19 protein-coding genes are annotated in these 24,192 nt (G+C 72.2%); 5 read left to right on the top strand and 14 right to left on the bottom strand.

All coding sequences use genetic code 11. The features are described from left to right. Nucleotides 1–13 precede the first annotated feature (13 nt). Nucleotides 14–847 carry a class II glutamine amidotransferase gene (locus tag AB0E85_RS02425; protein ID WP_361921616.1) on the top strand — a complete coding sequence of 278 codons (834 nt, stop codon included), beginning with the start codon at nt 14–16 and terminating at the stop codon, nt 845–847. 18 nt (nt 848–865) lie between these two features. On the opposite strand, the gene AB0E85_RS02420 is transcribed toward AB0E85_RS02425, so the two are convergent. The 4 genes from AB0E85_RS02420 to AB0E85_RS02405 all read right to left on the bottom strand — a co-directional run bounded on the left by AB0E85_RS02420 (nt 866) and on the right by AB0E85_RS02405 (nt 5,776). Beyond that, nucleotides 866–1,375, bottom strand: coding sequence for an O-acetyl-ADP-ribose deacetylase (locus AB0E85_RS02420; RefSeq protein ID WP_361921614.1), 510 nt, complete (start codon nt 1,373–1,375; stop codon nt 866–868). Then, entirely contained in the window at nt 1,372–2,781 is a 1,410-nt protein-coding gene (locus AB0E85_RS02415) for an NAD(P)/FAD-dependent oxidoreductase (RefSeq protein WP_361921612.1), read from the bottom strand. Before AB0E85_RS02415 ends, AB0E85_RS02420 begins: the two co-directional genes overlap by 4 nt. A 180-nt stretch (nt 2,782–2,961) precedes the next feature. Beyond that, complete coding sequence (locus AB0E85_RS02410; RefSeq protein ID WP_361921610.1) at nt 2,962–3,807, bottom strand: inositol monophosphatase family protein; 846 nt, start codon at nt 3,805–3,807, stop codon at nt 2,962–2,964. Between the two features lie 142 nt (nt 3,808–3,949). Then, complete coding sequence (locus AB0E85_RS02405) at nt 3,950–5,776, bottom strand: gamma-glutamyltransferase (protein WP_361921608.1); 1,827 nt, start codon at nt 5,774–5,776, stop codon at nt 3,950–3,952. Nucleotides 5,777–6,040: 264 nt separating this feature from the next. Here AB0E85_RS02405 and AB0E85_RS02400 point away from each other — a divergent pair, with 264 nt between their 5' ends. After that, a complete protein-coding gene (locus AB0E85_RS02400) occupies nt 6,041–6,709 on the top strand; it encodes a hypothetical protein (RefSeq protein WP_361921606.1) in 669 nt (222 codons plus the stop codon). Nucleotides 6,710–6,735: 26 nt separating this feature from the next. On the opposite strand, the gene AB0E85_RS02395 is transcribed toward AB0E85_RS02400, so the two are convergent. The 9 genes from AB0E85_RS02395 to AB0E85_RS02355 all read right to left on the bottom strand — a co-directional run bounded on the left by AB0E85_RS02395 (nt 6,736) and on the right by AB0E85_RS02355 (nt 17,911). After that, complete coding sequence (locus tag AB0E85_RS02395) at nt 6,736–8,256, bottom strand: NCS1 family nucleobase:cation symporter-1 (RefSeq protein WP_361921604.1); 1,521 nt, start codon at nt 8,254–8,256, stop codon at nt 6,736–6,738. 138 nt (nt 8,257–8,394) lie between these two features. After that, a complete protein-coding gene (locus tag AB0E85_RS02390; protein WP_361921602.1) occupies nt 8,395–9,417 on the bottom strand; it encodes a TIGR03842 family LLM class F420-dependent oxidoreductase in 1,023 nt (340 codons plus the stop codon). Between the two features lie 11 nt (nt 9,418–9,428). Next, nucleotides 9,429–10,832 (bottom strand): dihydropyrimidinase, encoded by a 1,404-nt coding sequence (gene hydA / locus AB0E85_RS02385; RefSeq protein ID WP_361921600.1) that lies wholly within the window; start codon nt 10,830–10,832, stop codon nt 9,429–9,431. 76 nt (nt 10,833–10,908) lie between these two features. Further along, the gene (locus tag AB0E85_RS02380; protein WP_361921598.1) at nt 10,909–11,751 is read right to left on the bottom strand and encodes a nitrilase-related carbon-nitrogen hydrolase; all 843 of its coding nucleotides are present in this window, start codon (nt 11,749–11,751) and stop codon (nt 10,909–10,911) included. A gap of 156 nt (nt 11,752–11,907) precedes the next feature. Then, entirely contained in the window at nt 11,908–13,506 is a 1,599-nt protein-coding gene (locus AB0E85_RS02375; protein ID WP_361921596.1) for a PucR family transcriptional regulator, read from the bottom strand. 28 nt (nt 13,507–13,534) lie between these two features. Then, nucleotides 13,535–14,821, bottom strand: a complete 1,287-nt coding sequence (locus tag AB0E85_RS02370) for an aspartate aminotransferase family protein (RefSeq protein ID WP_361921594.1) — start codon at nt 14,819–14,821, stop codon at nt 13,535–13,537. Beyond that, the gene (locus tag AB0E85_RS02365; RefSeq protein WP_031136537.1) at nt 14,818–15,660 is read right to left on the bottom strand and encodes a nitrilase-related carbon-nitrogen hydrolase; all 843 of its coding nucleotides are present in this window, start codon (nt 15,658–15,660) and stop codon (nt 14,818–14,820) included. Before AB0E85_RS02365 ends, AB0E85_RS02370 begins: the two co-directional genes overlap by 4 nt. A 170-nt stretch (nt 15,661–15,830) precedes the next feature. Then, nucleotides 15,831–17,561 (bottom strand): hypothetical protein, encoded by a 1,731-nt coding sequence (locus AB0E85_RS02360; protein WP_361921591.1) that lies wholly within the window; start codon nt 17,559–17,561, stop codon nt 15,831–15,833. 98 nt (nt 17,562–17,659) lie between these two features. Next, nucleotides 17,660–17,911, bottom strand: coding sequence for a helix-turn-helix transcriptional regulator (locus AB0E85_RS02355; protein ID WP_361921589.1), 252 nt, complete (start codon nt 17,909–17,911; stop codon nt 17,660–17,662). Nucleotides 17,912–17,943: 32 nt separating this feature from the next. On the opposite strand from AB0E85_RS02355, the gene map reads away from it, so the two are divergent. Next, nucleotides 17,944–18,711: a type I methionyl aminopeptidase gene (gene map, locus AB0E85_RS02350; RefSeq protein ID WP_361921587.1), complete on the top strand. Its 768-nt coding sequence runs from the start codon at nt 17,944–17,946 to the stop codon at nt 18,709–18,711. A 188-nt stretch (nt 18,712–18,899) separates the two neighbouring features. Then, nucleotides 18,900–21,434 carry an ATP-dependent Clp protease ATP-binding subunit gene (locus AB0E85_RS02345; protein WP_361921585.1) on the top strand — a complete coding sequence of 845 codons (2,535 nt, stop codon included), beginning with the start codon at nt 18,900–18,902 and terminating at the stop codon, nt 21,432–21,434. Between the two features lie 49 nt (nt 21,435–21,483). On the opposite strand, the gene ggt is transcribed toward AB0E85_RS02345, so the two are convergent. Then, entirely contained in the window at nt 21,484–23,286 is a 1,803-nt protein-coding gene (gene ggt, locus AB0E85_RS02340; RefSeq protein ID WP_361921583.1) for a gamma-glutamyltransferase, read from the bottom strand. Nucleotides 23,287–23,390: 104 nt separating this feature from the next. Between ggt and AB0E85_RS02335 the strand changes: the two genes are divergently transcribed. Beyond that, complete coding sequence (locus AB0E85_RS02335; RefSeq protein WP_361921581.1) at nt 23,391–24,152, top strand: hypothetical protein; 762 nt, start codon at nt 23,391–23,393, stop codon at nt 24,150–24,152. The last annotated feature ends 40 nt before the right edge of the window (nt 24,153–24,192 follow it).

Here is a 24,192-nt window from a genome sequence, read left to right as displayed (position 1 = left end):
GGGAGGACCGATCATGTGCCGCTGGCTCGCCTACTCGGGCACCCCCGTGCTGCTCGACGACGTCCTGTACCGCCCCGAGCACTCGCTGATCGACCAGAGCCTGCACGCGCGGATGGGGGTCGAGACCACCAACGGCGACGGCTTCGGCGTCGGCTGGTACGCGTGGCACCTGCGCACCCCCGCTGTCATTCGCGACACGGGTCCGGCCTGGAGCAACCGCAATCTGCGGGAGATCGCCGACCACGTCCGCTCGTCGCTGTTCTTCGCCCATGTGCGGGCCTCCACCGGCACCGCCGTGCAGCAGACCAACTGCCACCCCTTCCGGCACGGACGATGGATGTGGATGCACAACGGGGCGATCACCGGGTTCTCAGCGCTGCGCCGGGATCTCATGATGTCCATAGCGCCGGAGCTGTTCCCTTCGCTGGAGGGCACGACGGACTCCGAGGTGATGTTCCACGTGGCCCTCACGCTCGGTCTCGACGGCGACCCGCCGGGCGCGGTGGCCCGGATGGCGGGGCTCGTCGAGCGGCTCGGGCACGAGCACGGGGTGCCGGAGCCGCTCCAGATGACGATCGCGGTGACCGACGGCGAGCGGGTGTGGTTCTTCCGGTACTCCAGCGGCGGAGCCTCGCGCTCGCTGTACTACAGCAGCCGGGTGGAGGACGTGCGTGCCCTGCACCCCGATCTCGCCTTCCTGAATCACATCTCGGACGAGACCCGGCTGGTGGTGTCGGAACCGCTGGGCGATCTTCCCGGGGTGTGGAACACCGTTCCGGAGAACAGCTACGGCGTCGTCCAGCCCGGCCGCGACCTGCTGCGGCACTTCGAGCCCGAACCCGTCTGAGAGACGCCGCCCCGCGGCTCAGCGGAGGTGCGCGGCGAACGCCTCATACGCGGGCCGGTCGAAGAGGACGAACCTGACCTGCTCGACCGTGGTGTCGGCCGCCTGTACGGTCTCGATCGCGATGCGCGCGCCGTCGTCCATCGGCCAGCCGTAGACGCCGGTGGAGATGGCGGGGAACGCGACGCTGCGGGCACCGAGTTCACCGGCGACACGGAGCGACTCGCCGTAGCAGGAGGCGAGGAGGGCGGAGCGGTCCTCGGTCGCGCTGAACACCGGGCCGACCGTGTGGACGACCCAGCGGGCGTCCAGGTCGCCCGCGGTGGTGGCGACCGCCCGGCCGGTGGGCAGGCCCTTGCCGAGGTGCGCCGCGCGGAGCCTGCGGCAGTCCTCCAGGATGGCGGGGCCGCCGCGGCGGTGGATCGCGCCGTCGACCCCTCCCCCGCCCAGCAGTGAGGAGTTGGCCGCGTTGACGATCGCGTCGACGCTCTCGCGGGTGATGTCGCCCTGGACCAGTTCGATGGCCGTCATATCTGCCTCAGTCGCTTCCAGACGGCCTTCGCCGCGTTGTGCCCCGACATGCCGTGCACTCCGGGGCCCGGCGGGGTCGCCGACGAGCAGATGAAGACGGCCGGATGCGGGGTGTTGTAGGGGAACAGGGTGGGCCTGGGGCGCAGCAGGAGCTGAAGGCCGGAGACGGCGCCGGAGGCGATGTCCCCGCCGATGTAGTTGGCGTTGCGGGTGGCGAGTTCGGGCGGGCCGGCCGTGGCGCGGGCCAGGACGCGGTCGCGGAACCCCGGGGCGAAGCGCTCCAGTTGGCGCTCGATGGTGTCGGTGAGGTCGCCGGTCCAGCCGTGCGGGACGTGTCCGTAGGCCCAGAAGACGTGCTTGCCCGCCGGGGCCCGGGTGGGGTCGACGACGCTCGGCTGGACCGTGATCAGGAACGGCTTGTCGGGGGCCCGGCCCTCCCGGGAGGCCGCGTTCAGGGCCGCGCCGATCTCGGCCCTGTTCGCGCCGACCTGCACCGTGCCGGCGGCGCGGGCCTCCTTCGCGGTCCACGGCACGGGGCCGTCCAGCGCGTAGTCGACCTTGAAGACGCCCGGTCCGTAGCGGTAGCCGCCGTAGTGGTTGCCGAAGCCGGCGATGCGGGCCAGGGCGGTGGGCGAGGTGTCGAAGACGTACGCCCGGGCCGGCGGCAGGTCGTCGAGGCGCTTGACCTCGTAGTCGGTGTGGACGCTGCCGCCGAGGTCCCGCAGGTAGGCGGCGAGGGCGTCGGACAGGGACTGGGAGCCGCCGCGGGCGACGGGCCAGCCGCGGGCGTGCGCCGCGAGGGCGAAGACCAGGCCGATGGCGCCGGTGGCGAAGCCGCCGAGCGGGGCCATGACGTGGGCGACGAGCCCGGAGAAGAGGGCCTTGGCCGGTTCGTCGCGGAAGCGGCGCATCAGCAGCGTCGACGGGGGCAGTCCGGCCAGGCCGAAGCGGGCCAGGGTCACCGGGTCGCGGGGCAGGGCGGTCAGCGGCAGCGACATGAAGTCCCGGGCGAGGGTGTCCCACTTGGGCAGGAAGGGCTCGACGAGCCTGCGGTACGCGCCGGCGTCGCGCGGGCCGAAGGAGGCGGCCGTCTCGCCGACCGTGCGGGCCAGGACGGCCGCCGTGCCGTCCGGGAAGGGGTGCGCCATGGGCAGCTCGGCGTGCAGCCACTCCAGGCCGTACCGCTCCAGCGGCAGGGCGCGGAACGCCGGGGAGTTGATGGCGAGCGGGTGGGCCGCGGAGCACGGGTCGTGCCGGAAGCCGGGAAGGGTGAGCTCCTCGGTGCGGGCTCCGCCGCCCACGGTGCTACGGGCTTCGAAGACGGCGACGGAGAAGCCGCGGCGGGCCAGCTCCACGGCCGCGGTCAGTCCGTTCGGCCCCGCACCCACTACGACGGCATCGAGCATCGACGGCACCTCGGACCCCTTCGTCAGCCGACGGCCACTGGGGATCAGGATATGCCCGGGGACGGACAGTCACCGGCCGCCGGTGATTTACGGCGGGGAAGGCCGCTTTGCGGCGACCGAAACCCCCGAACGGGCACACGCTTGGTAGTCACCTGTGTGCAGCACGCAATGGCGGGCCGCTCACGCCCCGCCCGACAGCAGGCTCACCACCCGGCGGGCCGTGGCCGCGTCGCGGGCGGCGGTGAAGGGCAGGGCGTTGCCGCCCGCGATGCGGAACGGCTCGCCCGCGAGGGTCAGGTGGGCGCCGCCGGCCTCCTCGACCAGCAGCAGACCGGCCGCGTGGTCCCAGGCGGCTTCCCAGGAGAACGCCACCGCGTCCGACTCGCCGCGGGCGATGGCGAGGTACTCCAGTCCGGCCGAGCCGCACGGGCGCGGTGCCACGCCGTCGGTGCGCAGGCCGAGCAGGGCGTGCTTCTCCTCGTCCGTCGTGTAGTCGGGGTGGGAGGTGGCCACCCGCAGGTCCCGCCCGGGCTCCGGCACTCCGGCGAACAGCCGCTCCCCGTCGAGGTGGGCGCCCTTGCCCCGCTGGGCGGTGGCGAGCCGGTCGCGGGCGGGCGCGTACGTCCAGGACGCGAGCAGGGTGCCGCGGTGGGCCAGTGCGACCAGGGTGCAGAACCCCGCCTCGCCGCGGACGAACTGGCGGGTGCCGTCGACCGGGTCGACGATCCAGACCGGGGCGTCGCCGCGTATCGCCCGGTAGGACGCCGGGTTGGCGTGGACCGCCTCCTCGCCGACCACGACCGAGCCGGGCAGCAGGGCGACCAGCGCCTCGGTCAGGTACAGCTCGGCCTTGCGGTCGGCGTCGGTCACCAGGTCGTGCGGGCCGCTCTTCTGGTCGACCTCGTCCGCGGCCAGCCGGCGCCAGCGGGGCATGATCTCGGAGGCGGCCGCCTTGCGGATCGCCTCTTCGACGTCACCGGCGTGCTGTGCGAGAAACTCTTCGATGGTTTCGTTGCTGTCGATCACCCCTCCATGACAACACGAGCCACTGACAACGCCCGCCCGCCGGGTGCACTCCGGGTGGCCTCGCGATGAACAGCGGGGCGTCCGGGCGCGGCCGGACGGCGGTGCCCGTCACGGGCGCGCCCTCCGGCGTCCGGCCGACGGATCACCGGCCCACCGCGTATCCCTGCATTCCGCGCGGGTTCGCCGCGGCCGACAGCACGCCCGTCTCCGGGTCCCGCGCGACCGCGCACAGCCGGCCCTCCGACCAGGGGCCGCCCACGGTCACGTCGTGGCCGCGGCGGCGCAGCTCCCCGACGACGGACGGGTCGGTGCGGGCCTCCACGGTGACACTGCCCGGGCGCATGCCGCGCGGGTAGAAGGAGCCGGGGAAGCTGTCGTTGTGCCAGTTCGGGGCGTCGATGGCGCCTTGGAGGTCGGGGCCGCCGCGCACGTGGGCGCGCAGCGCCACCGCGAGGAAGAAGTGCAGCTGCCACTGGTCCTGCTGGTCACCGCCGGGCGTGCCGAACGCCATGACGGGCACGCCGTCGCGCAGGGCGATCGAGGGCGTCAGGGTGGTGCGGGGACGGCGGCCGGGGGTGAGGGAGTTGGGCAGGCCCTCCTCCAGCCAGGTCATCTGGAGCCGGGTGCCGAGCGGGAAGCCGAGTTCGGGCACGACCGGGTTGGACTGGAGCCAGCCGCCGCTGGGGGTGGCCGAGACCATGTTGCCCCAGCGGTCGACGACGTCGAGGTGGCAGGTGTCGCCGCGGGTGGTGCCGTCGGCGAGGATCTCGGGTTCGCCGGGCACGGGGGACGCCGGGCTCTTGGCGACGGTCGGTTCGCCGACGCCCAGCGCGTCGAAGCCCTCCTGAGCGGCGGCGGCCACGCGCGCGTGCGCGCACAGGCGCGGCGTGCGTCCACCGGGGCTGCCGGGCCGCAGGTCGTTCTCGGCACGCTCGCCGACGAGGGCGCGGCGGGCCGCGTTGTACGGGTCGGACAGCAGGTCGTCGAGCGGTACGTCGGCGGCGTCCCCGTACCAGGCCTCGCGGTCGGCCATGGCGAGCTTGCAGTTCTCGACCAGGAGGTGGACGTAGTCGGCCGAGCCGTACGGGGGCAGTTCGGGCGGGAGCAGGGCGAGTTGCTGGAGGAGGACGGGGCCCTGGCTCCAGGCGCCCGGCTTGCACACGGTCCAGCCGTTCCAGTCGTACGTCGCCGGTGTCTCGTAGGTCGCGGACCAGGTGGCGAGGTCGGCCGCCGTGAGGGTCCCGGTGTGCCGCCGGCCACTGGTGTCCTTGGTCGGACGACCGGCCTGGCGGACGAGGGCGTCGGCGATGAACCCGCCGCGCCACACCTGCCGGGCGGCCTCGATCCGCGCCTGTCTGTCGCCCGTGCCGGCGGTCTCGGCGAGCAGGCGCTTCCAGGTGGCGGCGAGTGCGGGGTTGGCGAAGAGCTCACCGGGGCGCGGCGCCTTGCCGCCGGGCAGGTAGACGTCCGCCGAGGAGGTCCACTCCGTCTCGAACAGCTCGCGCACGGTCTCGACGGTCTCGCCGACGCGCTCCACGGGCGCGTGGCCGTGCTCGGCGTAGCCGATGGCGTACTTCAGGACCTCGTCCAGGGACCGGGTTCCGTGGTCGCGCAGCAGCAGCATCCACGCGTCGAACGCGCCCGGTACGGCGGCCGCGAGCGGCCCGGTGCCGGGGACGAGGTCCAGGCCGAGGCCCCGGTAGTGCGCGACGGTCGCCCCGGCCGGTGCGACGCCCTGCCCGCACAGCACCCGCACTTCGCCGCCGGCCGGGGCGAGCAGGATCGGCACCTCGCCCGCGGGGCCGTTGAGGTGCGGCTCGACGACGTGCAGCACGAAGGCGCCCGCCACGGCCGCGTCGTAGGCGTTGCCGCCGCCCTCCAGAACGGCCATCGCGGACTGCGAGGCGAGCCAGTGGGTCGAGGAGACCATGCCGAAGGTGCCCTGGAGGGTGGGGCGGGTGGTGAACATACGGCCTTCTTCTCTCGTCGTCCGGGGCGCTCGGGGGCACGCCACCCGTCCCCCTCCCCCGGTGCGGGACCTGGCAAAACCTCGGGAAAACCGCCCACCGGCTGCTGAACCGACCGATTTCCGGGCGGTGAAAAGGGGTCCCCCGTCACCGCGCAGCCACGGAGCGAGTTCGCACTTCCGCACCACAGACACTCGTGTGAGACTGTCGTCCCGTCCGCCGTGCGGACCCGCTCCGCACCTTCCGTCCCCCACGAGAAGGGCGCCGTGCGTTCCCTACCTCTGCCCCTCGCCCTGACCGCCCGTCTGTCCCCGGTGGTGGTGCTCGCCGCGCTGGGCTGGGCGCTGTCGTCCGGTCCGCTCGCCGCGCCGCAGGCCGCCGAGCACAAGCCGGCCGAAGAGAAGACCGGGACACAGTCCGCGTCCGCCCCGTCGACGTCGACGGTGTCGAAGGCGTACTCGGCCGCGCCGGCCCCGTGCGAGAGCGTCGCCGAGAAGACGATCGAGTCGCTGGTGCCGGGCGCCAAGACGGCCGGCAAGGAGATCCCGTCCACGGACTCGGAGCTGCGCCGCACCTGTTCCTGGAACGCGCTCAAGGGGTACGACTACCGCTGGCTCGACGTGTCGTTCGAGGTGATGGAGTCGGACGACGCCGCGGAGAAGTCGTACGAGGCGCACCTCGACAAGAAGAGCGGCGGCGGCGCCGTCCCGGGTCTGGGCGACAGCGCCTACTCCGTCGTGAACCTCACGACCGAGGACAAGCAGGAGACCCGCGAGGGCGTCGTGATCGCCCGCGCCTCCAACGCGCTGGTGATGATCACCTACAACGGCAGTGACTTCGAGTCGAAGAAGGCGCCCGGCACGGACACGATCAACAAGGGCGCCATCAAGGCCGCGAAGGAAGCCGTGGCCGCGCTGGAGAGCGACAAGGGCTGAACGGCCCTCCAGCGCGCCGGGCTCTTTCAGACGGTGCTGCGGCCCCGCGTGGCCATCAGCACCAGGTACAGGACCATCGACGTGCCCAGGCCCACGGCCCAGCCGTAGTCGGCCAGATCGGCCAGCGCCGGGACGGGACGGCCGTCGATCAGCGGCTTGAAGCTCGCGCCGCCGACGGCGAGGACACCGCCGACCGCGAAGGCGACGACGGCCCGCCAGTTCCAGCCGCCCTCGTACCAGTAGCGGCCGCCGGGCCGGTACAGGTCGGCCAGGTCGAGCCGGGCGCGGCGCAGGATCCAGTAGTCGGCGATGAGGATGCCCGCGACGGTGCCGAGCAGGCCGCCGACCAGCCCGAGCCAGGTGAAGATGTAGCCCTGCGGGTCGGAGTAGAGCTTCCACGGGAAGATCAGCACACCGAGGACGCAGGTGGCGAGGGCGCCGGCCCGGAAACTGATGCGCCGGGGCGCGATGTTGGAGAAGTCGAACGCCGGCGAGACCAGGTTGGCCGCCACGTTGACGGAGAGCGTCGCCACCAGCACGGTGACCAGCGCGAAGAGCAGGCCGACCGTGTTGTCGGTCTTGGCGGCGAGCTGCACCGGGTCCCAGATGGCCTCGCCGTAGACGGCCTGGGAGCCGGAGGTGACCATCACCGACAGGAACGCGAAGAGGGTCATGGTGGTCGGCAGGCCGAGGGCCTGGCCCCGGGTCTGCGCCTTCTGGCTCTTGCCGTAGCGGGTGAAGTCGGGGATGTTCAGCGACAGCGTGGACCAGAAGCCGATCATGCCCATGAGGGCGGGGGCGAACAGTTTCCAGAAGTCGGGGCCCCAGCCGAGCTTGGAGGGCTGGTCGAGCAGCGGGCCGAAGCCGCCCGCCTTGTCGCTCATCCACCACAGCATCACGAACGCGCCGACGAGCACGAAGGGCGCCGCCCAGTTCTCGAAGCGGCGGATGGTTTCCATGCCCCGGTAGATGATGACGACCTGGAGCGCCCAGAAGATCGCGAACGACAGCCACATCGTCCAGGCGTAGCCGCCGACCTTCGCCGCGTCCGTCCAGCCGGTGCCGATGAGCTTGCCGGCCAGGAAGTAGATGGCCTCGCCGCCGATCCAGGTCTGGATCCCGAACCAGCCGCACGCCACCAACGCCCGTACGACGGCGGGCAGGTTGGCCCCGCGGATGCCGAAGGAGGCCCGGGCGAAGACCGGGAAGGGTATGCCGTACTTGGGTCCTGCGTGCCCGGTGAGCAGCATCGGTATCAGCACGATGACGTTGGCCAGGGCGATGGTGAGCACCGCCTGCTTCCAGTCCATGCCGACGGCGATGAGCCCGGAGGCGAGGGTCCAGGAGGCCGTGTTGTGGGCCATGCCGACCCACAGGGCGGAGAAGTTGTAGGTGGTCCAGGTGCGCTTCTCGACGGGGACCGGCAGCAGGTCCTCGTTGGCGTAGGGGCCGGTCGGTGCGGGGGCGCCCGGGGTGATCTCCACCCGGCCGTCGGCGAGGGTGACTTGGGTGGTCGGCGGTGGGGCGGTGGGAGCGGTATCGGTCATGGGCCGGGCCAATCAGGGGAGGTGGGACGGGAAAGGCCGTGCGGTGATGCCGATGGGGGGTGCGCCGGTGAGCGTCCTGGGGCCCCCTTCCCGAGCCGCTGGGAAGGGGGAGTTCACAGGGGGGTGCGGCGGAGGAGGTCAGCCGTTGACGGCCGGAATCACCCGGGATCCGTAGGCCTCGATCACGGCCTCCTGCGCGTCGTGCATGTCGTAGACGGCGAACTGGTCCACGCCGAGCGCGCGCAGCGCCTCCAGCTTCTCGATGTGCTTGTCGACCGGGCCGATCAGACAGAACCGGTCGACGATCTCGTCGGGCACGAACTGGGTGTCCGGGTTGCCGGCGCGGCCGTGGTGGGAGTAGTCGTAGCCCTCGCGGGCCTTGATGTAGTCGGTGAGTTCGTCGGGGACGGCGGCCGAGTGCTCGCCGTACTTGGAGACCAGGTCGGCGACGTGGTTGCCGACCATGCCGCCGAACCAGCGGCACTGCTCGCGCGCGTGCGCGAGTGCCTCGGGCGAGTCGTCCTCGGTGACGTAGGCCGGGGCGGCCACGCAGATCGTCACCTCGGCGGGGTCCCGCCCGGCGGCGACGGCCGCGTCCTTCACGGCCTTGACCATGTACTCGGTGAGATAGAGGTCGGCCAGCTGGAGGATGAACCCGTCCGCCTCCTCGCCGGTCATCTTCAGGGCCTTGGGCCCGTACGCGGCCATCCAGACGGGCAGTTCGGCGCCCTCCTTGATCCAGGGGAACCGGACCACGGTGCCGCCGCCGAGGTCGGCCTCCCGTCCGCTGCCGAGGTCCCGGATGACCTTCATGGCCTCGCTGATCCGGGCCAGGGTGTTGGGCTTGCGGCCGGCCACGCGCATCGCCGAGTCGCCGCGGCCGATCCCGCAGACCGTGCGGTTGCCGAACATGTCGTTGAGGGTGGCGAAGGTGGAGGCGGTGACCTCCCAGGTGCGGGTGCCGGGATTGGTCACCATCGGCCCGACCTTCAGGGTCGTGGTGTTGGCCAGGATCTGGCTGTAGATCACGAACGGTTCCTGCCACAGCACGGCCGAGTCGAAGGTCCAGCCGTAGGTGAAGCCGTTCCGTTCCGCCCGCTTCATCAGGCTGATCACCCGCGAGGCCGGCGGGTCTGCTTGCAGGACGAGTCCGAAGTCCATCTGCGCCACTCCTAGTTGAGGTACTGACAGGTGGATCGCGGGGTGAACACGCCGTGCCCGGCGTGGCCGGTGTACTCCCGCTCGGTGATGACGGGTTCGCCGCGCGAGAGGACCGTCTCGACCCGGCCGGTGGTGCGCCTGCCCTCGTACGCCGAGTAGTCGACGTTCATGTGGTGCGTCTCGGCCGACATGACCTGCTCGGCGTGCGGGTCGTAGACGACGACGTCGGCGTCGGCGCCCGGCGCGATGGTGCCCTTCTTCGGGTACAGGCCGAACATGCGGGCCGGGGACGCGCAGGCGATCTCGATCCAGCGGCGGCGGGAGATGTGCCCGTCGAGGACGGCCTGGTGGAGCAGGTCCATACGGTTCTCGACGCCGGGAAGCCCGTTGGGGATCTTGGAGAAGTCGCCGCGGCCGAGTTCCTTCTGGCCGACGAAGCAGAAGGGGCAGTGGTCGGTGGAGACGACCTGGAGGTCGTTCGTGCGCAGGCCGCGCCAGAGTGCGGCCTGGTGTTCCTTCGGCCTCAGGGGCGTGCTGCACACGTACTTGGCGCCCTCGAAGTCGGGCTCGGCGAGGTTGTCGGTGGACAGGAACAGATACTGGGGGCAGGTCTCACCGAAGACGGGCAGCCCCTCGTCGCGGGCCCGGGCCAGCTCGGCCACCGCCTCCGTCGCCGAGACGTGCACGACGTAGAGGGGCGCGCCGGCCACCTGCGCCAGCTTGATGGCGCGGTGGGTGGCCTCGGCCTCCAGCAGGGCCTTGCGGACCTCGCCGTGGTAGCGCGGGTCCGTCTCGCCCCGGGCCAGGGCCTGTTCGACCAGGACGTCGATGGCGATGCCGTTCTCGGCGTGCATCATGATCAGGCCGCCGTTGTCGGCGGAGCGTTGCATGGCGCGCAGGATCTGGCCGTCGTCGCTGTAGAAGACGCCCGGGTAGGCCATGAACTGCTTGAAGGAGGTGACGCCCTCCTCCACCAGGTGGTCCATCTCCTTCAGCGTGTGTTCGTTGACGTCGGAGACGATCATGTGGAAGCCGTAGTCGACGGCGCAGTTGCCCTCGGCCTTGGCGTGCCAGGCGTCGAGTCCCTCGCGCAGGCTGTGGCCGACGCTCTGCACGGCGAAGTCGATGATCGTCGTCGTTCCGCCCCAGGCGGCGGCCCGGGTGCCGGTCTCGAAGGTGTCGGAGGCGAAGGTGCCGCCGAAGGGCAGCTCCATGTGGGTGTGGGCGTCGACGCCGCCGGGGATGACGTACTTTCCGGTGGCGTCGATGGTGCGGTCTGCGGTGAAGGCCTGCGCCGCCGGGGTGTTGGATGCCGCGAGGGCGGCGATGCGGCCGTCCTCGATCAGGACGTCGGCGTGGATCTCGTCGGATGCGGTGATGACGAGGCCGCCGCGGATGACGGTTCGGGTGCTCATGCTCTGTCGCTCCTCGCCGTTTGAACGTGACGGTTGACGGTGGCTGGTCGCGCAGTTCCCCGCGCCCCTGGGTTTCTCAGGGTGCTGTCAGTGGCCCGTACGCACCCGGTGCCCGGTCCCGGTAGAACTGCCAGCGGTCGCGGACCTCGCGGAGTTTGGCCATGTCCAGGTCGCGGACGACCAGTTCGGGCTCCTTGTCGCCGGCCACCTCGCCGACGAACTGGGCCTCCGGGTCCACGAAGTACGAGGTGCCGTAGAAGTCGTTGTCGCCGTACTCCTCGACGCCGACCCGGTTGATCGCGCCGACGAAGTACTCGTTGGCCACGGCCGCCGCCGGCTGCTCCAGCTGCCAGAGGTAGCCGGACAGGCCGCGGGAGGTCGCCGACGGGTTGAAGACGATCTCCGCGCCCGCGAGGCCGAGGGCGCGCCAGCCCTCCGGGAAGTGGCGGTCGTAGCAGATGTACACGCCGACCCGGCCGACCTTCGTGTCGAAGACGGGCCAGCCGCTGTTGCCCGGGCGGAAGTAGAACTTCTCCCAGAAGCCCCGCACTTGGGGGATGTGCGTCTTGCGGTACTTGCCGAGGTAGGAGCCGTCCGCGTCGATCACGGCGGCGGTGTTGTAGAGGACGCCGGGCTGCTCCTCCTCGTACATCGGCAGCACCAGGACGATGCCGAGTTCCTCGGCGAGGGCCTGGAAGCGGCGCACGATCGGGCCTTCGGGGATCTGCTCGGCGTACTCGTAGAACGCCGGGTCCTGGACCTGGCAGAAGTACGGGCCGTAGAACAGTTCCTGGAAGCACAGGACTTGGGCGCCCTGCGCGGCCGCGTCGCGGACCGCCTGCTCGTGGACCTGGATCATCGATTCCTTGTCGCCCGTCCAGGCGGTCTGGAAGACGGCGGCGCGGATCACTCGGCTCATCGGGACCTCCGGTCGCTCGGTGTGCCGTGAGCCTAGGGAGGGCGAAAGGCGTCTTTGAGTTGCAGCGTGTCACGTCCCGGGGCGTGCGGCGTGCCACCGTGTCACTCTTTCGTGGACCCATGTTTCACCGCCGTTTTCCCAGGTGATCGTCGTGTTTCACTGCTGTTGCGCGTCGTGCGCGAGGAGTGCGATGTGCACCGAGGCGGCCTGCTCGAAGTCGTCGAGGTCCACCCCGAGGCGGACCTGTATGGCCTCCAGCCGGCGGTAGAGGGCCGGCCGGGAGACGTGGTGGAGCTGGGCGGTGCGGGACTTGTTGCGGCCGGTGGCCAGGTAGGTGCGCAGCACCGACAGCAGGTCCTCGTCACTCTCGCGCAGCAGCCCGTCCAGCTCGCGCTCCGCGAAGGACTGCACGTGCGGGTCGTCGCGCAGCAGCCGGATCAGGCCCCGCAGGTGGACGTCCTTCAGGCGCACCACCGGCGGGAGGTCGAGGACGGCGGAGGAGTCGGCGACGGCGTCCGCGACGTGCTGGGCCTCGCGCAGCCCGGTGGGTACGTCGTCCCAGGCGGAGCGGGCTTCGGCCGCGGCGACGACGGTGTGGCCGGGGCCGGTCTCGGTCCGCAGCCGGGTCGCGAAGTGCGCGGCGAGGACACCCGCGTCCTGGTCCTGGGGCAGGCTGAGCAGCACGGCGGTGGCGCCGTCGGCCAGTTCGGCGACGAGCCCGGGCAGGCCCAGCAGCCGCAGGAGGCGTTCGAGCCGGGCGGGGTCGCCGTCGCGGACGACCAGCGGCACGAAGGTGCGCCGGTTGACCGGCAGCCCGGCCGCGCGGGCCCGGGGCAGCAGTTGCCGTGCCGGTACGACGCCGCTGACCAGGTCGGTCAGCAGGCTCTGCGCGGACTGCTCCTCCCAGGAACACGCGGCGCCGCCGGCGAGCATGCGGTGCAGGACGAGGGCCTCGGCGGCGCGGTCGGCCAGCAGCCGTCCGGTGGCGGTGTCGCCCCGGTAGCCGCACAGCACGATCCGGCCCCACCGCTCCCCGCGCCCGCCCAGTTCGGCCCGGATCCAGCCGTCGCCCTCGACGCCTCCCCCAGTGCCTGAACGGCCTGGGTGGTGCCCCCACGCCTGCCGGGCGATGCGCTCCCAGTCGCGCAGCACGTCGTCCACCGCGGGCCGCTCCCCCGCTGTGCCGAGGACGCGGTGGGCGAGGTTGGTGACGACGACGGGGCAGGCGCTGTGCCGGGCGACCTCGTCGAGCAGGCGTTGCAGCGGGGCGCCGGCGGTGATGAGGGCGGTGAGTTCGGTGCGGACGGCCTCGGAGAGGCTGACGGCGGCGAACTTGCGCCGCACCAGCCGCGACTGGACCTCCTCGGTCAGTTCGGCGAAGGGGAACGGCCGGTGCAGGACGACCATCGGCAGTCCGCACCGCTCGGCCGCCCGGCGCATCACGTCCGGCGCCGCGGGGAAGGCGCGGCCCAGTCCGAGGACGACGGCGGCGGCCTCCGCGCGGTGCAGCGACCGGACGTACTCGGCCTGTTTGTCCTCGTCGCCGGCGAGCAGCACACCGGTGGTGAGGACCATCTCGCCGCCACTGAGCATCACGCCGACGTCGGCGGCCTCGGCGACGTGCACCCAGCGCACCGGCCGGTCGAGGTGGCTCGCGCCGGCCACCACCTCGGGCTCCCCGGCGAGCACCCGCTCCAGGGTGAGGACCTGCCGGACCGACAGGGCGGGCTCCAGGGAATCCAGGGTGATGGTCATGATGGCGGGCCCCTTGCTCAGTGCACTGCTACGGGATGCTCCGCAGAGCGTTCTCGAGGATCGCGGCGCCCTCCTCGGCCTCCGCGACGTTGAGGGACAGCGGCGGGGCGACGCGCAGCGCACTGGTGTTGTGGCCACCCCCCTTGCCGATCAGCAGGCCGCCCGCGCGGGCCGCCTCCAGGACGGCCGCCGCGGTCTGCGGATCGGCCTCGTCCGTCCCGGGTTTGGTGATCTCGATGCCGATCATCAGCCCGCGTCCGCGTACCTCCCGTACGGCCGGGACGTGGGCGGCGACGGCCCGCAGCCGTTCGATGAGCAGGCCGCCGACGCGCCGGGCGTTGCCCTGGAGGTCGTGCTCCAGCAGGTAGGTGAGGTTGGCGAGGCCCGCCGCCATGGTGACCTGGGTGCCGCCGAAGGTGGAGATGCTGTTGGAGTCCAGGCAGTTCATGATCTCGGAGCGGGCGACGACCCCGCCGATGGACATGCCGTTGCCGATGCCCTTGGCGAAGGTCATGATGTCGGGCGGCCCGTTGCGGCTGTGGGCCTGCCAGCCCCAGAAGTGCTCGCCGGTGCGGCCCCAGCCGGTCTGCACCTCGTCGGCGATCCACAGGATGCCGCGCTCGTGCAGCACCTCGCGGAAGGCGGCGTAGAGCCCGTCCGGCGGTGCGGTGAAGCCGCCGACGCCCTGGACGGGTTCGGCGATCAGCGCGGCCGGCGGGCGGGTGTGGCCGAGCAGGTCCTTCAGGTCGTCGACGCAGGCCGCGATGAAGGCGTCGTCGCTGAGCGAGGCGAACGGGCCGCGGGTGCGCACGCCGCCGTGCACGTACAGGGTCTGGAGCGGGGAGAGCGAGGTCGGGGACCAGCCGCTGTTGCCGGTGATGCCGACGGCGCTGAAGGAGCGCCCGTGGTAGCTGTTGCGCATCGCGAGGATGGTGTTGCTGCGCCGGTACGCCGTGGCGAGCAGCAGGGCGGTGTCGTTGGCCTCGGTGCCGGAGGTGGTGAAGAAGACGCGGGCGTCCGGGATGCCGCTCACCTGGGCGATGCGCTCGGCGAGTTCGACCATCGGGCGGTTGAGGTACAGGGTGGAGGAGTGGATGATCCTCCCTGCCTGCTCGCTCACCGCCTTGGTCACCTCGGGGAGCGCGTGCGCGGTCATGGTGGTGAGGATGCCGCCGAAGAAGTCGAGGTACCGGTTGCCCTGCGCGTCCCAGACGTGGCGGCCCTCGCCGTGGGTGATCTCCAGGGGCTCCTCGTAGTAGAGGGCCAGCCAGTCCGGGAGCACGGCCCGGTGACGGCCCAGGAGGTCGTTGGTCACGGCTGCACCAGCCCTTCGTAGGCGTCGGGACGGCGGTCGCGGTAGAAGGCCCACGTCTGCCGCACCTCTTCGATCAGGTCGATGTCCAGCTCCCGGATCACGAGTTCCTCCTGGCTGTCGCTTGCGACGTCCCCCACGAACTGCCCACGCGGGTCGACGAAGTAGCTCGTGCCGTAGAAGTCGTTGTCCCCGTACTCCTCCTGACCGACGCGGTTGATCGCGGCGATGTAGTACCCGTTGGCGACGGCGGCCGCGGGCTGCTCCAGCCGCCACAGGTGGGACGACAGGCTCCGGTGGGTGGCCGAGGGGTTGTAGACGAGCTGGGCGCCGGCCAGGCCGAGTTGGCGCCAGCCCTCCGGGAAGTGGCGGTCGTAGCAGATGTAGACGCCGACCTTGCCGACGGCCGTGTCGAAGACGGGCCAGCCGAGGTTCCCGGGCTTGAAGTAGAACTTCTCGCGGAAGCCCTTGAGCTGCGGGATGTGGTGCTTGCGGTACTTGCCGAGGTAGGTGCCGTCGGCGTCGATCACCGCCGCGGTGTTGTAGTAGAAGCCGGGCTGCTCAGCCTCGAACACCGGCGCGACGATCACCATGCCGGTCTCGCGTGCGAGCGCCCGCATCCGCCGTACGGTCGGCCCGTCGGGGACGGGCTCGGCCCAGCGGTAGTGCTCCGGCTCCTCGACCTGACAGAAGTAGGGGCTGTTGAAGACTTCCTGGAAGCCGATGATCTTCGCGCCCCGGCGGGCCGCCTCGCGGGCGTGCTCCTCGTGTTTCGCCACCATGGACTCGGTGTCGCCGGTCCAGGTGGCCTGGACCAGGGCGGCACGTACGACGTTGGCCATGAGCTGCTCCTTCGACGCGACGTCTGCGCCTCTACGCCCGTAGAAACGGGCCGTAGAGCCACGAACGTAAGCCTCTGGCACGGGGTTGCCAAGACCATCGTCGCCAACCCGCGGGGCATTGCGCGATTCGCACTCCTGTGGGTGAGTCGCCCCGGGTGGGGCGTCGCCGGTCAGGCGGGGAATCCGGCGACCCGCAGGGCGTGCACGAGATCCCAGCGCCGTTCGTCCGACACGCTCTGGGCGGCCTCCAGCAGGAGCGGTACGAGGCGCCGCGGATCGGGCTCGGCGCTGCGGGCGGCCTCCTCGGGGGTACGGGCCCTGACGTACGCGTCGAGCAGCACGCGCACCTCGCGGTGGCGCCTTTCGGCGGCCAGGCCGAGGACGGCCTCTCCGACCTCGCCAGGGGGCCGTGCGACCCCCTGCCGAAGCATCTGCTGTCCGTCCCCCGCCCGCCCGGCCCCGACCAGCGCGTCGGCGGCGGCGACCAGCCGCCCGGCGGGCAGCGATGCGGCCTCCCACAACAGGGTCTGCCAGTCGGCGTCCAGGCCGGCCCGGTGCAGCCGCTCCGCGAGCAGCGGAAACCGGGCGGGCTCCCACGAGGCGACCTCGGTCAGCAGGGCGTGGGCCTCTCCGCTGCGCCCTTCGCTCCGCAGCCGGGCCAGCAGGTCGACGGTCCCTCCGACCTCGGCCAGATCCGCGGCCCCGGGCCGGCCGGCCTCCGGTGCCGCGGGTTCCACCACCGCCTCCTCGGCGGCCCCGGCGTAGCGCGCACCGCGGGGGGTACGGCCGGGGGCCGTGGGGGCGGACACGGGCAGGTCCGGCACACCCCCGGCCGGCGGCACGGCGACGGCTGCGCCACCCTCGTCCACCACCCCGGCGAAACGAGCACCGCCGCGACGTCGTTTGCGCTGCTTGGGGGCCGGGGGCTCGGGGGCGGCCGGCTCCCCCGAAGCAGCCCCCCTCGCCGGGTACTGCGGCGCGTACCGCCGGCCCTCTCGGCCTACGGCGTCGTACCGGCCGACGGCATCGGCCACGACCGGGGCAGGAGCGGAGGCGGGGAGCGCGTCGGCCCCCTCGACCTCCCCCGAGACAGCCCCCCTCGCCGGGTACTGCGGCGCGTACCGCCGGCCCTCTCGGCCTACGGCGTCGTACCGGCCGACGGCATCGGCCGCGGCTTGGGCGCCGGCCGGCAGCGCGTCCGATCCGGCGGCGGCCCCGGCGGCTTCCCTCTGGTCAGGCCGGCCCATGGGGCCGCGCCGGCCGGCTCCCGGGCCTCCGGCACCGTGCCGGTCGGGGGTACCGGTCCCGGCCGCGGGGGCCCCGGGCTCGTACGCGTCATCAGTCGTGGACGGTCCGGCGGCGTCCTGCCACGCCCCCGGGAGGAACTCCCGGTCGTGTCGGTCCAGGTGGGCCATCCGAGCCCGGAGTTCCGCGCAGCGCGCCGCGGCCCGGTCGTGGTCGTCCCGGGCCCAGGCCAGGTCTAGGCGGAGGGCGTCCGCCTGCTCGCGGGTCGTGGCCGAGGTCAGGTGGCGGGCCAGGGCGGCCTGGCGTTCGGCGGCGTACTTCTGTTCGCGGAGCATGACGTCGAGGCGGTCACCGAGGGCGTCGCGGCCCCCGGGACGGCCGTCGTACGCGGCGAGCGCTGCGGCGTGCAGGGCGCGGGCCCGGTCCGTCTCCGGGCCGGCACCTCCCGGTCCGTACTGCCCGGCGAGGTCCTGGAGCAGGGCCTCGACCACGTCCCAGGGCGGCATCTCGCGCCCGTCGAGGCAAGCCCGCATGCCTTCCGGATCGCGCTGCCAGAACACCGCGCACCAGCCGCCGGACGGGTCCAGGCGCGTCAGCAGACCGCCCAGGTAGGTCACGAACTCCCCGACTTCAGCCGGGAGTTGATCCGCCGCCATCGCTCAACTCCCGTGAGACCGGAGCACTCCGCCCCGTAGGCAACACCAGTCGTGTTACGGGCGTGCTACGGGGAGTTTTCACGCGCGGCGCAGGAGCCTCAGAAGGGCACCGGCGCGCACTGCCCGGCCAGTTCGTCCATGGACAGTCCGAGCACTCCGGCCAGCGCTGCCACCGTGAAGAAGGCCGGGGTCGGGGCCCGGCCGGTCTCGATCTTCCGGAGGGTCTCCGCGGAGATGCCCGCGCTCGCCGCGATCTCCGTCATGCTCCGGCCGCCACGCGCCTCACGCAGCAGCTTGCCGAGCCGCTCGCCGCGTTCGCGCTCTTCGGGGGTGAGTGGGGTGCGCACCATGACCCCATTCTAATACCGGTATAGTAATTGGCATGGTGGAACTGAAGACAGACACTTCTATCGACGCGATGCACGAGGCGGGCCAGGTCGTCGCGCGGGCCCTGACGGCCGCCCGGGAGGCCGCCGCCGTGGGCGTGTCCCTGCTGGAACTGGACGAGGTGGCGCACGGCGTCCTGCGCGCGGCGGGCGCGACCTCGCCCTTCCTGGGGTACCGCCCCTCCTTCGCACCGACCCCCTTCCCCGCCGTTCTGTGCGTCTCGGTCAACGACGCGATCGTGCACGGCATCCCGACCCGCTACCGCCTGCGCGACGGCGACCTCGTCTCGATCGACTTCGGCGCCGAACTGGGCGGCTGGGTCGGCGACTCCGCACTCAGCTTCGTCGTCGGCACCCCGCACACGGCGGACCTCCGCCTGATCGAGACCGCCGAGCGGGCCCTCGCGGCCGGCATCGAGGCGGCCGTCGTCGGCAACCGCGTCGGCGACATCGCCCACGCGATCGGCACGGTGTGCCGGGGCGCCGGTTACGGCATCCCGGACGGCTTCGGCGGCCACGGCATCGGCCGCCGCATGCACGAGGACCCCGGGGTGCCGAACGAGGGCCGCCCCGGGCGCGGCATGCGGCTGCGGCACGGCATGGTGCTGGCCATCGAGCCCATGGTCGTCGCGGGCGGCACGGACGACTTCCACGCGGCCCCCGACGGCTGGACCCTGAAGACGAACGACGGCTCCCGGGCGGCCCACGCCGAGCACACGGTGGCGATCACGGAGTCCGGGCCGAGGATCCTGACCGCACGCTGAGCACGCCACGCGATCACCTCTTCCTCCCGGTATGCCCCAAAGGTGCCCCCCGCCGACGATCGTGCGAAGGTGTTCTACGAGCGCGCCCCAGGTGTAACCGGCTGCCACCCGGGTTACCCGACCCCGGCACGTCGACCAGCGAGGGCGTCCCCCGCCCGCGCGCCGGGGACGCCGGGAACGGAAGGCCCATGAGCAGCGGCTTCACCAGCCCGGAGGGCTACGGCTCGGATCCCTTCGGAGAATTCCTCGCACGCTTCTTCGGCGGACCGCGTCCCGGTCCCCGGCAGATCGATCTCGGACGGCTGCTCAGCCAGCCGGCCCGGGAACTCGTCCGCGGCGCCGCACAGTACGCCGCCGAGCACGGCAGCCGGGACCTCGACACGCAGCATCTGCTGCGGGCGGCGCTCGCCACCGAGCCCACGCGCACCCTGCTCAGCAAGGCCGGCGCGAACCCCGACTCACTGGCGTCGCAGATCGACGACCGCTCGGGACCGGCCCAGCACACGCCGGACGACGCCCCGCCGCCGACCGCGCTCTCCCTCACCCCGGCCGCCAAGCGGGCCCTGCTGGACGCCCACGACATGGCCCGGGCCCGCGGCTACGGCTACATCGGCCCGGAGCACGTGCTCAGCGCCCTGGCCTCCAACCCCGACTCCGCCGCCGGGCACATCCTCAACGCGGCCCGCTTCGCCCCCTCCGAACCGCCCGAGGCGCCGGAGGTGCCCCAGTCCGAGCGTCCACGCCCGACGAACACGCCGACCCTCGACAAGTACGGCCGTGACCTCACCGAACTGGCCCGGCAGGGCCGGATCGACCCGGTGATCGGCCGGGACCAGGAGATCGAGCAGACCGTCGAGGTCCTCTCCCGGCGCGGCAAGAACAACCCGGTGCTGATCGGTGACGCGGGAGTCGGCAAGACGGCCATCGTGGAAGGGCTGGCGCAGCGCATCTCCGAGGCGGACGTGCCCGATGTACTGATCGGGCGCCGGGTGGTCGCCCTGGACCTCACGGGCGTGGTCGCGGGCACCCGCTACCGGGGCGACTTCGAGGAGCGGATGAACAACATCGTGGGCGAGATCCGCGCCCACTCCGACCAGTTGATCATCTTCATCGACGAGCTGCACACGGTCGTGGGCGCCGGTTCCGGCGGCGGCGACGGCAGCTCGATGGACGCCGGCAACATCCTCAAGCCGGCCCTCGCCCGGGGCGAGCTGCACATCGTGGGCGCCACCACTCTGGAGGAGTACCGCCGGATCGAGAAGGACGCGGCGCTGGCCCGCCGCTTCCAGCCGATCATGGTGCCGGAGCCCACCGCCGCGGACGCCATCGAGATCCTGCGCGGCCTCCAGGACCGCTACGAGGCCCACCACCAGGTCCGCTACACCGACGAGGCCCTGGTGGCGGCCGTGGAGCTGTCCGACCGCTACCTCACCGACCGCCGCCTGCCCGACAAGGCCATCGACCTCATCGACCAGGCCGGTGCCCGGGTGCGGCTGCGGGCCCGGACCAAGGGCACGGACGTCCGGTCCATGGAACGGGAGCTGGAGCAGCTGACCCGGGACAAGGACCAGGCCGTCGCCGACGAGCAGTACGAGCAGGCCACCCAGTTGCGCGACCGGATCGTGGAGCTGAAGCAGCGGATCACCGAGGCCGGCGGTGACGGCGAGGTCGACGAGGGCCAGGACCTGGTCGTCGGGGCCGAGTCGATCGCCGAGGTGGTGTCCCGGCAGACGGGCATCCCGGTCAGCAGCCTCACCCAGGAGGAGAAGGACCGTCTGCTGGGCCTGGAGGAGCACCTGCACCAGCGGGTGGTCGGCCAGGACGAGGCCGTGCGGGTCGTCTCGGACGCGGTGCTGCGCTCCCGCGCCGGGCTGGCGGCCCCCGACCGCCCGATCGGCAGCTTCCTGTTCCTCGGTCCGACGGGCGTCGGCAAGACCGAGCTGGCCCGCGCGCTCGCCGAGGCGCTGTTCGGCAGCGAGGACCGCATGGTCCGGCTCGACATGAGCGAGTACCAGGAGCGCCACACCGTCAGCCGGCTGATCGGCGCCCCGCCCGGCTACGTCGGCCACGAGGAGGCGGGCCAGCTCACCGAGGTCGTGCGCCGCCACCCGTACTCGCTGCTGCTGCTGGACGAGGTGGAGAAGGCCCACCCGGACGTCTTCAACATCCTGCTCCAGGTCCTCGACGACGGCCGGCTGACCGACTCCCAGGGCCGCACGGTGGACTTCAGCAACACGGTCATCGTGATGACGAGCAACCTCGGCTCCGAGGCGATCACCCGCCGGGGCGCCACGACGGGCTTCGCCGCGGGCGGCGCCGACGCGGACGAGGAGGCCCGCCGCGAGCAGATCCTGCGGCCCCTGCGCGAGCACTTCCGCCCCGAGTTCCTCAACCGCATCGACGAGATCGTCGTCTTCCGCCAGCTGACCACGGAACAGCTGCGGCGGATCACCAACCTGCTGCTGGACCGCACCCGTTCCCTCGTGCAGGGCAAGGGCGTCACGGTGACCTTCACCGACCGCGCGGTGGAATGGCTGGCCGACCGCGGCTACCAGCCGGAGTACGGCGCCCGCCCGCTCCGCCGCACCATCCAGCGCGAGGTGGACAACGAACTGTCACGCCTGCTGCTGGACGGCCGGGTGAAGGAGGGCGGCCGGGTCACCGTGGACACGGCGGACGGCCACTTGACCTTCCAGACACCGAGTTCGGCAACGCCCTCCTGAGGGGCGCGGGGAACTGCGCGACCAGCCCCCGCGCACCTACACCGGCACGTCAGCCCGCGGGTCGTACCACCATGGCCGACCCTCCACCCCGCCGCACGGTCTCCGCGGCTGCCAGCCACTTCCCACCCGGCAGCCGCTGAACACCCGTAGCCGCACCGATCTCCGGGTTCGCCTTGAAGGAGTGCCCGATCGCCTCCAGCTGCTTCCTGACGTCACGGTCGAAGCCGGGCTCCAGCTCGGTCTGCGCGGCGTTGCGCTGACTGGCCCGGGGCGCCGCGATCGCGTCGACCAGCGGCAGCCCCCGGTCGACGAGCCCGGTGAGCGTCTGGAGAACGGTCGTGATGATCGTCGCGCCACCCGGCGATCCGAGCGCCACGACGGGCTGGTGGTGCCGGTCCAGCACGATCGTCGGCGACATCGACGACCGCGGGCGCTTGCCCGGCCCCGGCAGGTTCGGGTCGTGCACCGCGGGGTTGGCCGGTGCGAAGGAGAAGTCCGTCAGCTCGTTGTTGAGGATGAACCCCCGCCCGGGGACGGTGATCCCGCTGCCGCCGGTCTGCTCGATGGTGAGCGTGTAGGCGACGACGTTGCCCCACTTGTCGGCCACCGTCAGGTGCGTGGTGCTGTCGCCCTCGTACGTCGTCGGCGCGGCCGTACCACCGGAGCCGCACCGCTCAGGATGACGCGGATCGCCCGGCGGCACCGGGCTGGTGAGCACCGCGTCGTCCTTGATGAGGCACTCGCGCGAGTCGGCGAACCGCTGCGACAGCAGTCCCTTCGTCGGCACGTCCTCGAAGGCGGGGTCGCCCACCCACCGGCCCCGGTCGGCGAACGCGATCCGGCTGGCCTCGATGAAGCGGTGCAGGTACTTCGCCTTGCTCGCCTTCGACAGGTCGGTGCGCTCCAGGATGTTGAGCGCCTCCCCGACCGTCGTGCCTCCGGAGGAGGACGGCGCCATGGAGTAGACGCCGAGGCCCCGGTAGGAGGTCCTGGTGGGCGCCTGGACCTTGGTGCGGTAGGCGGCCAGGTCCTTCGTGGTCAGGTCGCCGGGCCGGGCGTTCCAGCCGGAGCCGGGGTCCACGGGCGGCTTGTTGACGGTGTCGACGACGTCCCGGCCGAGCCGGCCGCGGTAGAGCGCGTCGACGCCCTTGCGTCCCAGCTCCGCGTACGTGCGGGCGAGGTCGGGGTTCTTGAAGGTGGAGCCGACGACGGGGAGTTCGCCGCCCGGGAGGAACAGGTCGGCGGTGTCCGGGAAGTAGCGGAAGCGGGTCTCGTTGGACGCCGTCTGCGAGCGGAACGTCTCGTCGACGGTGAAGCCGTCGCGCGCGAGCCGCTCGGCCGGCTTCAGGACACTCGCGAGTCGCTTGCTGCCCCACTGGTCGAGTGCGGTCTGCCAGGTGGCCGGCGTCCCCGGGGTGCCGACACTCAGGCCGCTGCTGACGACTTCGGGGAAGGGGATGGGCTTGCCGTCCTCGACGAACAGGTTCTCGTCGGCGCTCAGCGGCGCCGTCTCACGGCCGTCGACGGTGCGTACCGTGCGGGACTTGGCGTCGTAGTACACGAAGTAGCCGCCCCCGCCGATGCCGGCGGAGTAGGGCTCGGTGACGCCGAGCGCGGCGGCCGTGGCGACGGCGGCGTCGACGGCGTTGCCGCCCTTCCTCAGGACCTCGATCCCGGCGGCGGAGGCGTCCGGGTCGACGCTGGAGACGGCACCCCCGTAGCCGACGGCCAGCGGGGTCTTCCCACCGCCGGCGCTCTGCGCGGCGGGTGGCGGCGCCGCCGCTCCCACCGACACCACCACGGCGGCCGAAACCGCCAGGACCGTCAGATTCCGTGCGACAGGGCGACGCATCCGCACCTCCAGTCGAAAGCCGTCCGCGCAGCTTAATTCATCGCCATGGCCGCGTCAGGCAGGCGTCGAACACCGGTGCGTCGGGCCCGCTACCATGCGCGCCCATGAATGACGACGTGCGCAACATCGTGCTGGGCGTGATCGCGGCGGGCATCAGCGCCTCCCTGGGCTGGCTCGCCCGTACGTTCCTGTGGAGGCGCAAACTCCGGCGCAAGCAGGCCTTCTTCGGACTGCCCGAGAACTCCGAGTCCCTGCTCGTCGTCAACCGCGATCCGGCCGCGAGCGAACCGGCGGTGCACCGCTTCGACGTGTACGCGCTCCTTGAGCTCTCGGCGCTGATCAAGGACTGCGGGGCACACCTCCACGTCGTCACCCAGGACTCGGCGCATCAGGGCTTCGGGGAGCGCACCGAGTTCTGCGTGGGCGGCCCGGGGTCGAACCGCCGCATGATGGCGCACATGTCGGCCATGCTGCCCGGGGTGCGCGTCAACATCGACCCCGAACCGGGGCCGGACCGGGGCGCCTTCCAGATCGGTGGTGAGCGCTACCGCATGGACCCGGGCATCACGGAGTACGTGCTGCTGGCCCGGCTCACCGTCGGCGACCGCCGGGACGCCCGGCCCGTGTTCCTCTTCTGCGGCCAGCGGGCCATCACCAACCAGGCCGCCACCCGCTACCTCGCCCGCAACCACGAGCGCCTGACCCGCAAGTACGGCACCGGGTCGTTCGTGCTGCTGCTCAAGGTGATCAACTCGCAGGCGTACGGCCCGGACGTCGTCGAGCTGGTGGAGGACGTGACGCGGGCGGCGCAGACCGCGCTGCCCGCCGCGGCGACGGCTCCACGCACTACACACCGCGCCTCCTGAAGTCCTCCACCACTCAACAATCGTTACTGGCACGTAACTT

Origin of the sequence: Streptomyces sp. NPDC029044, assembly GCF_040637495.1 — a bacterium.
In the GTDB taxonomy this organism is placed as follows: Bacteria; Actinomycetota; Actinomycetes; order Streptomycetales; family Streptomycetaceae; genus Streptomyces.
The sequence above is the reverse complement of the archived record's forward strand: the minus strand, read 5'-3'. Positions and strand labels throughout refer to the sequence as shown.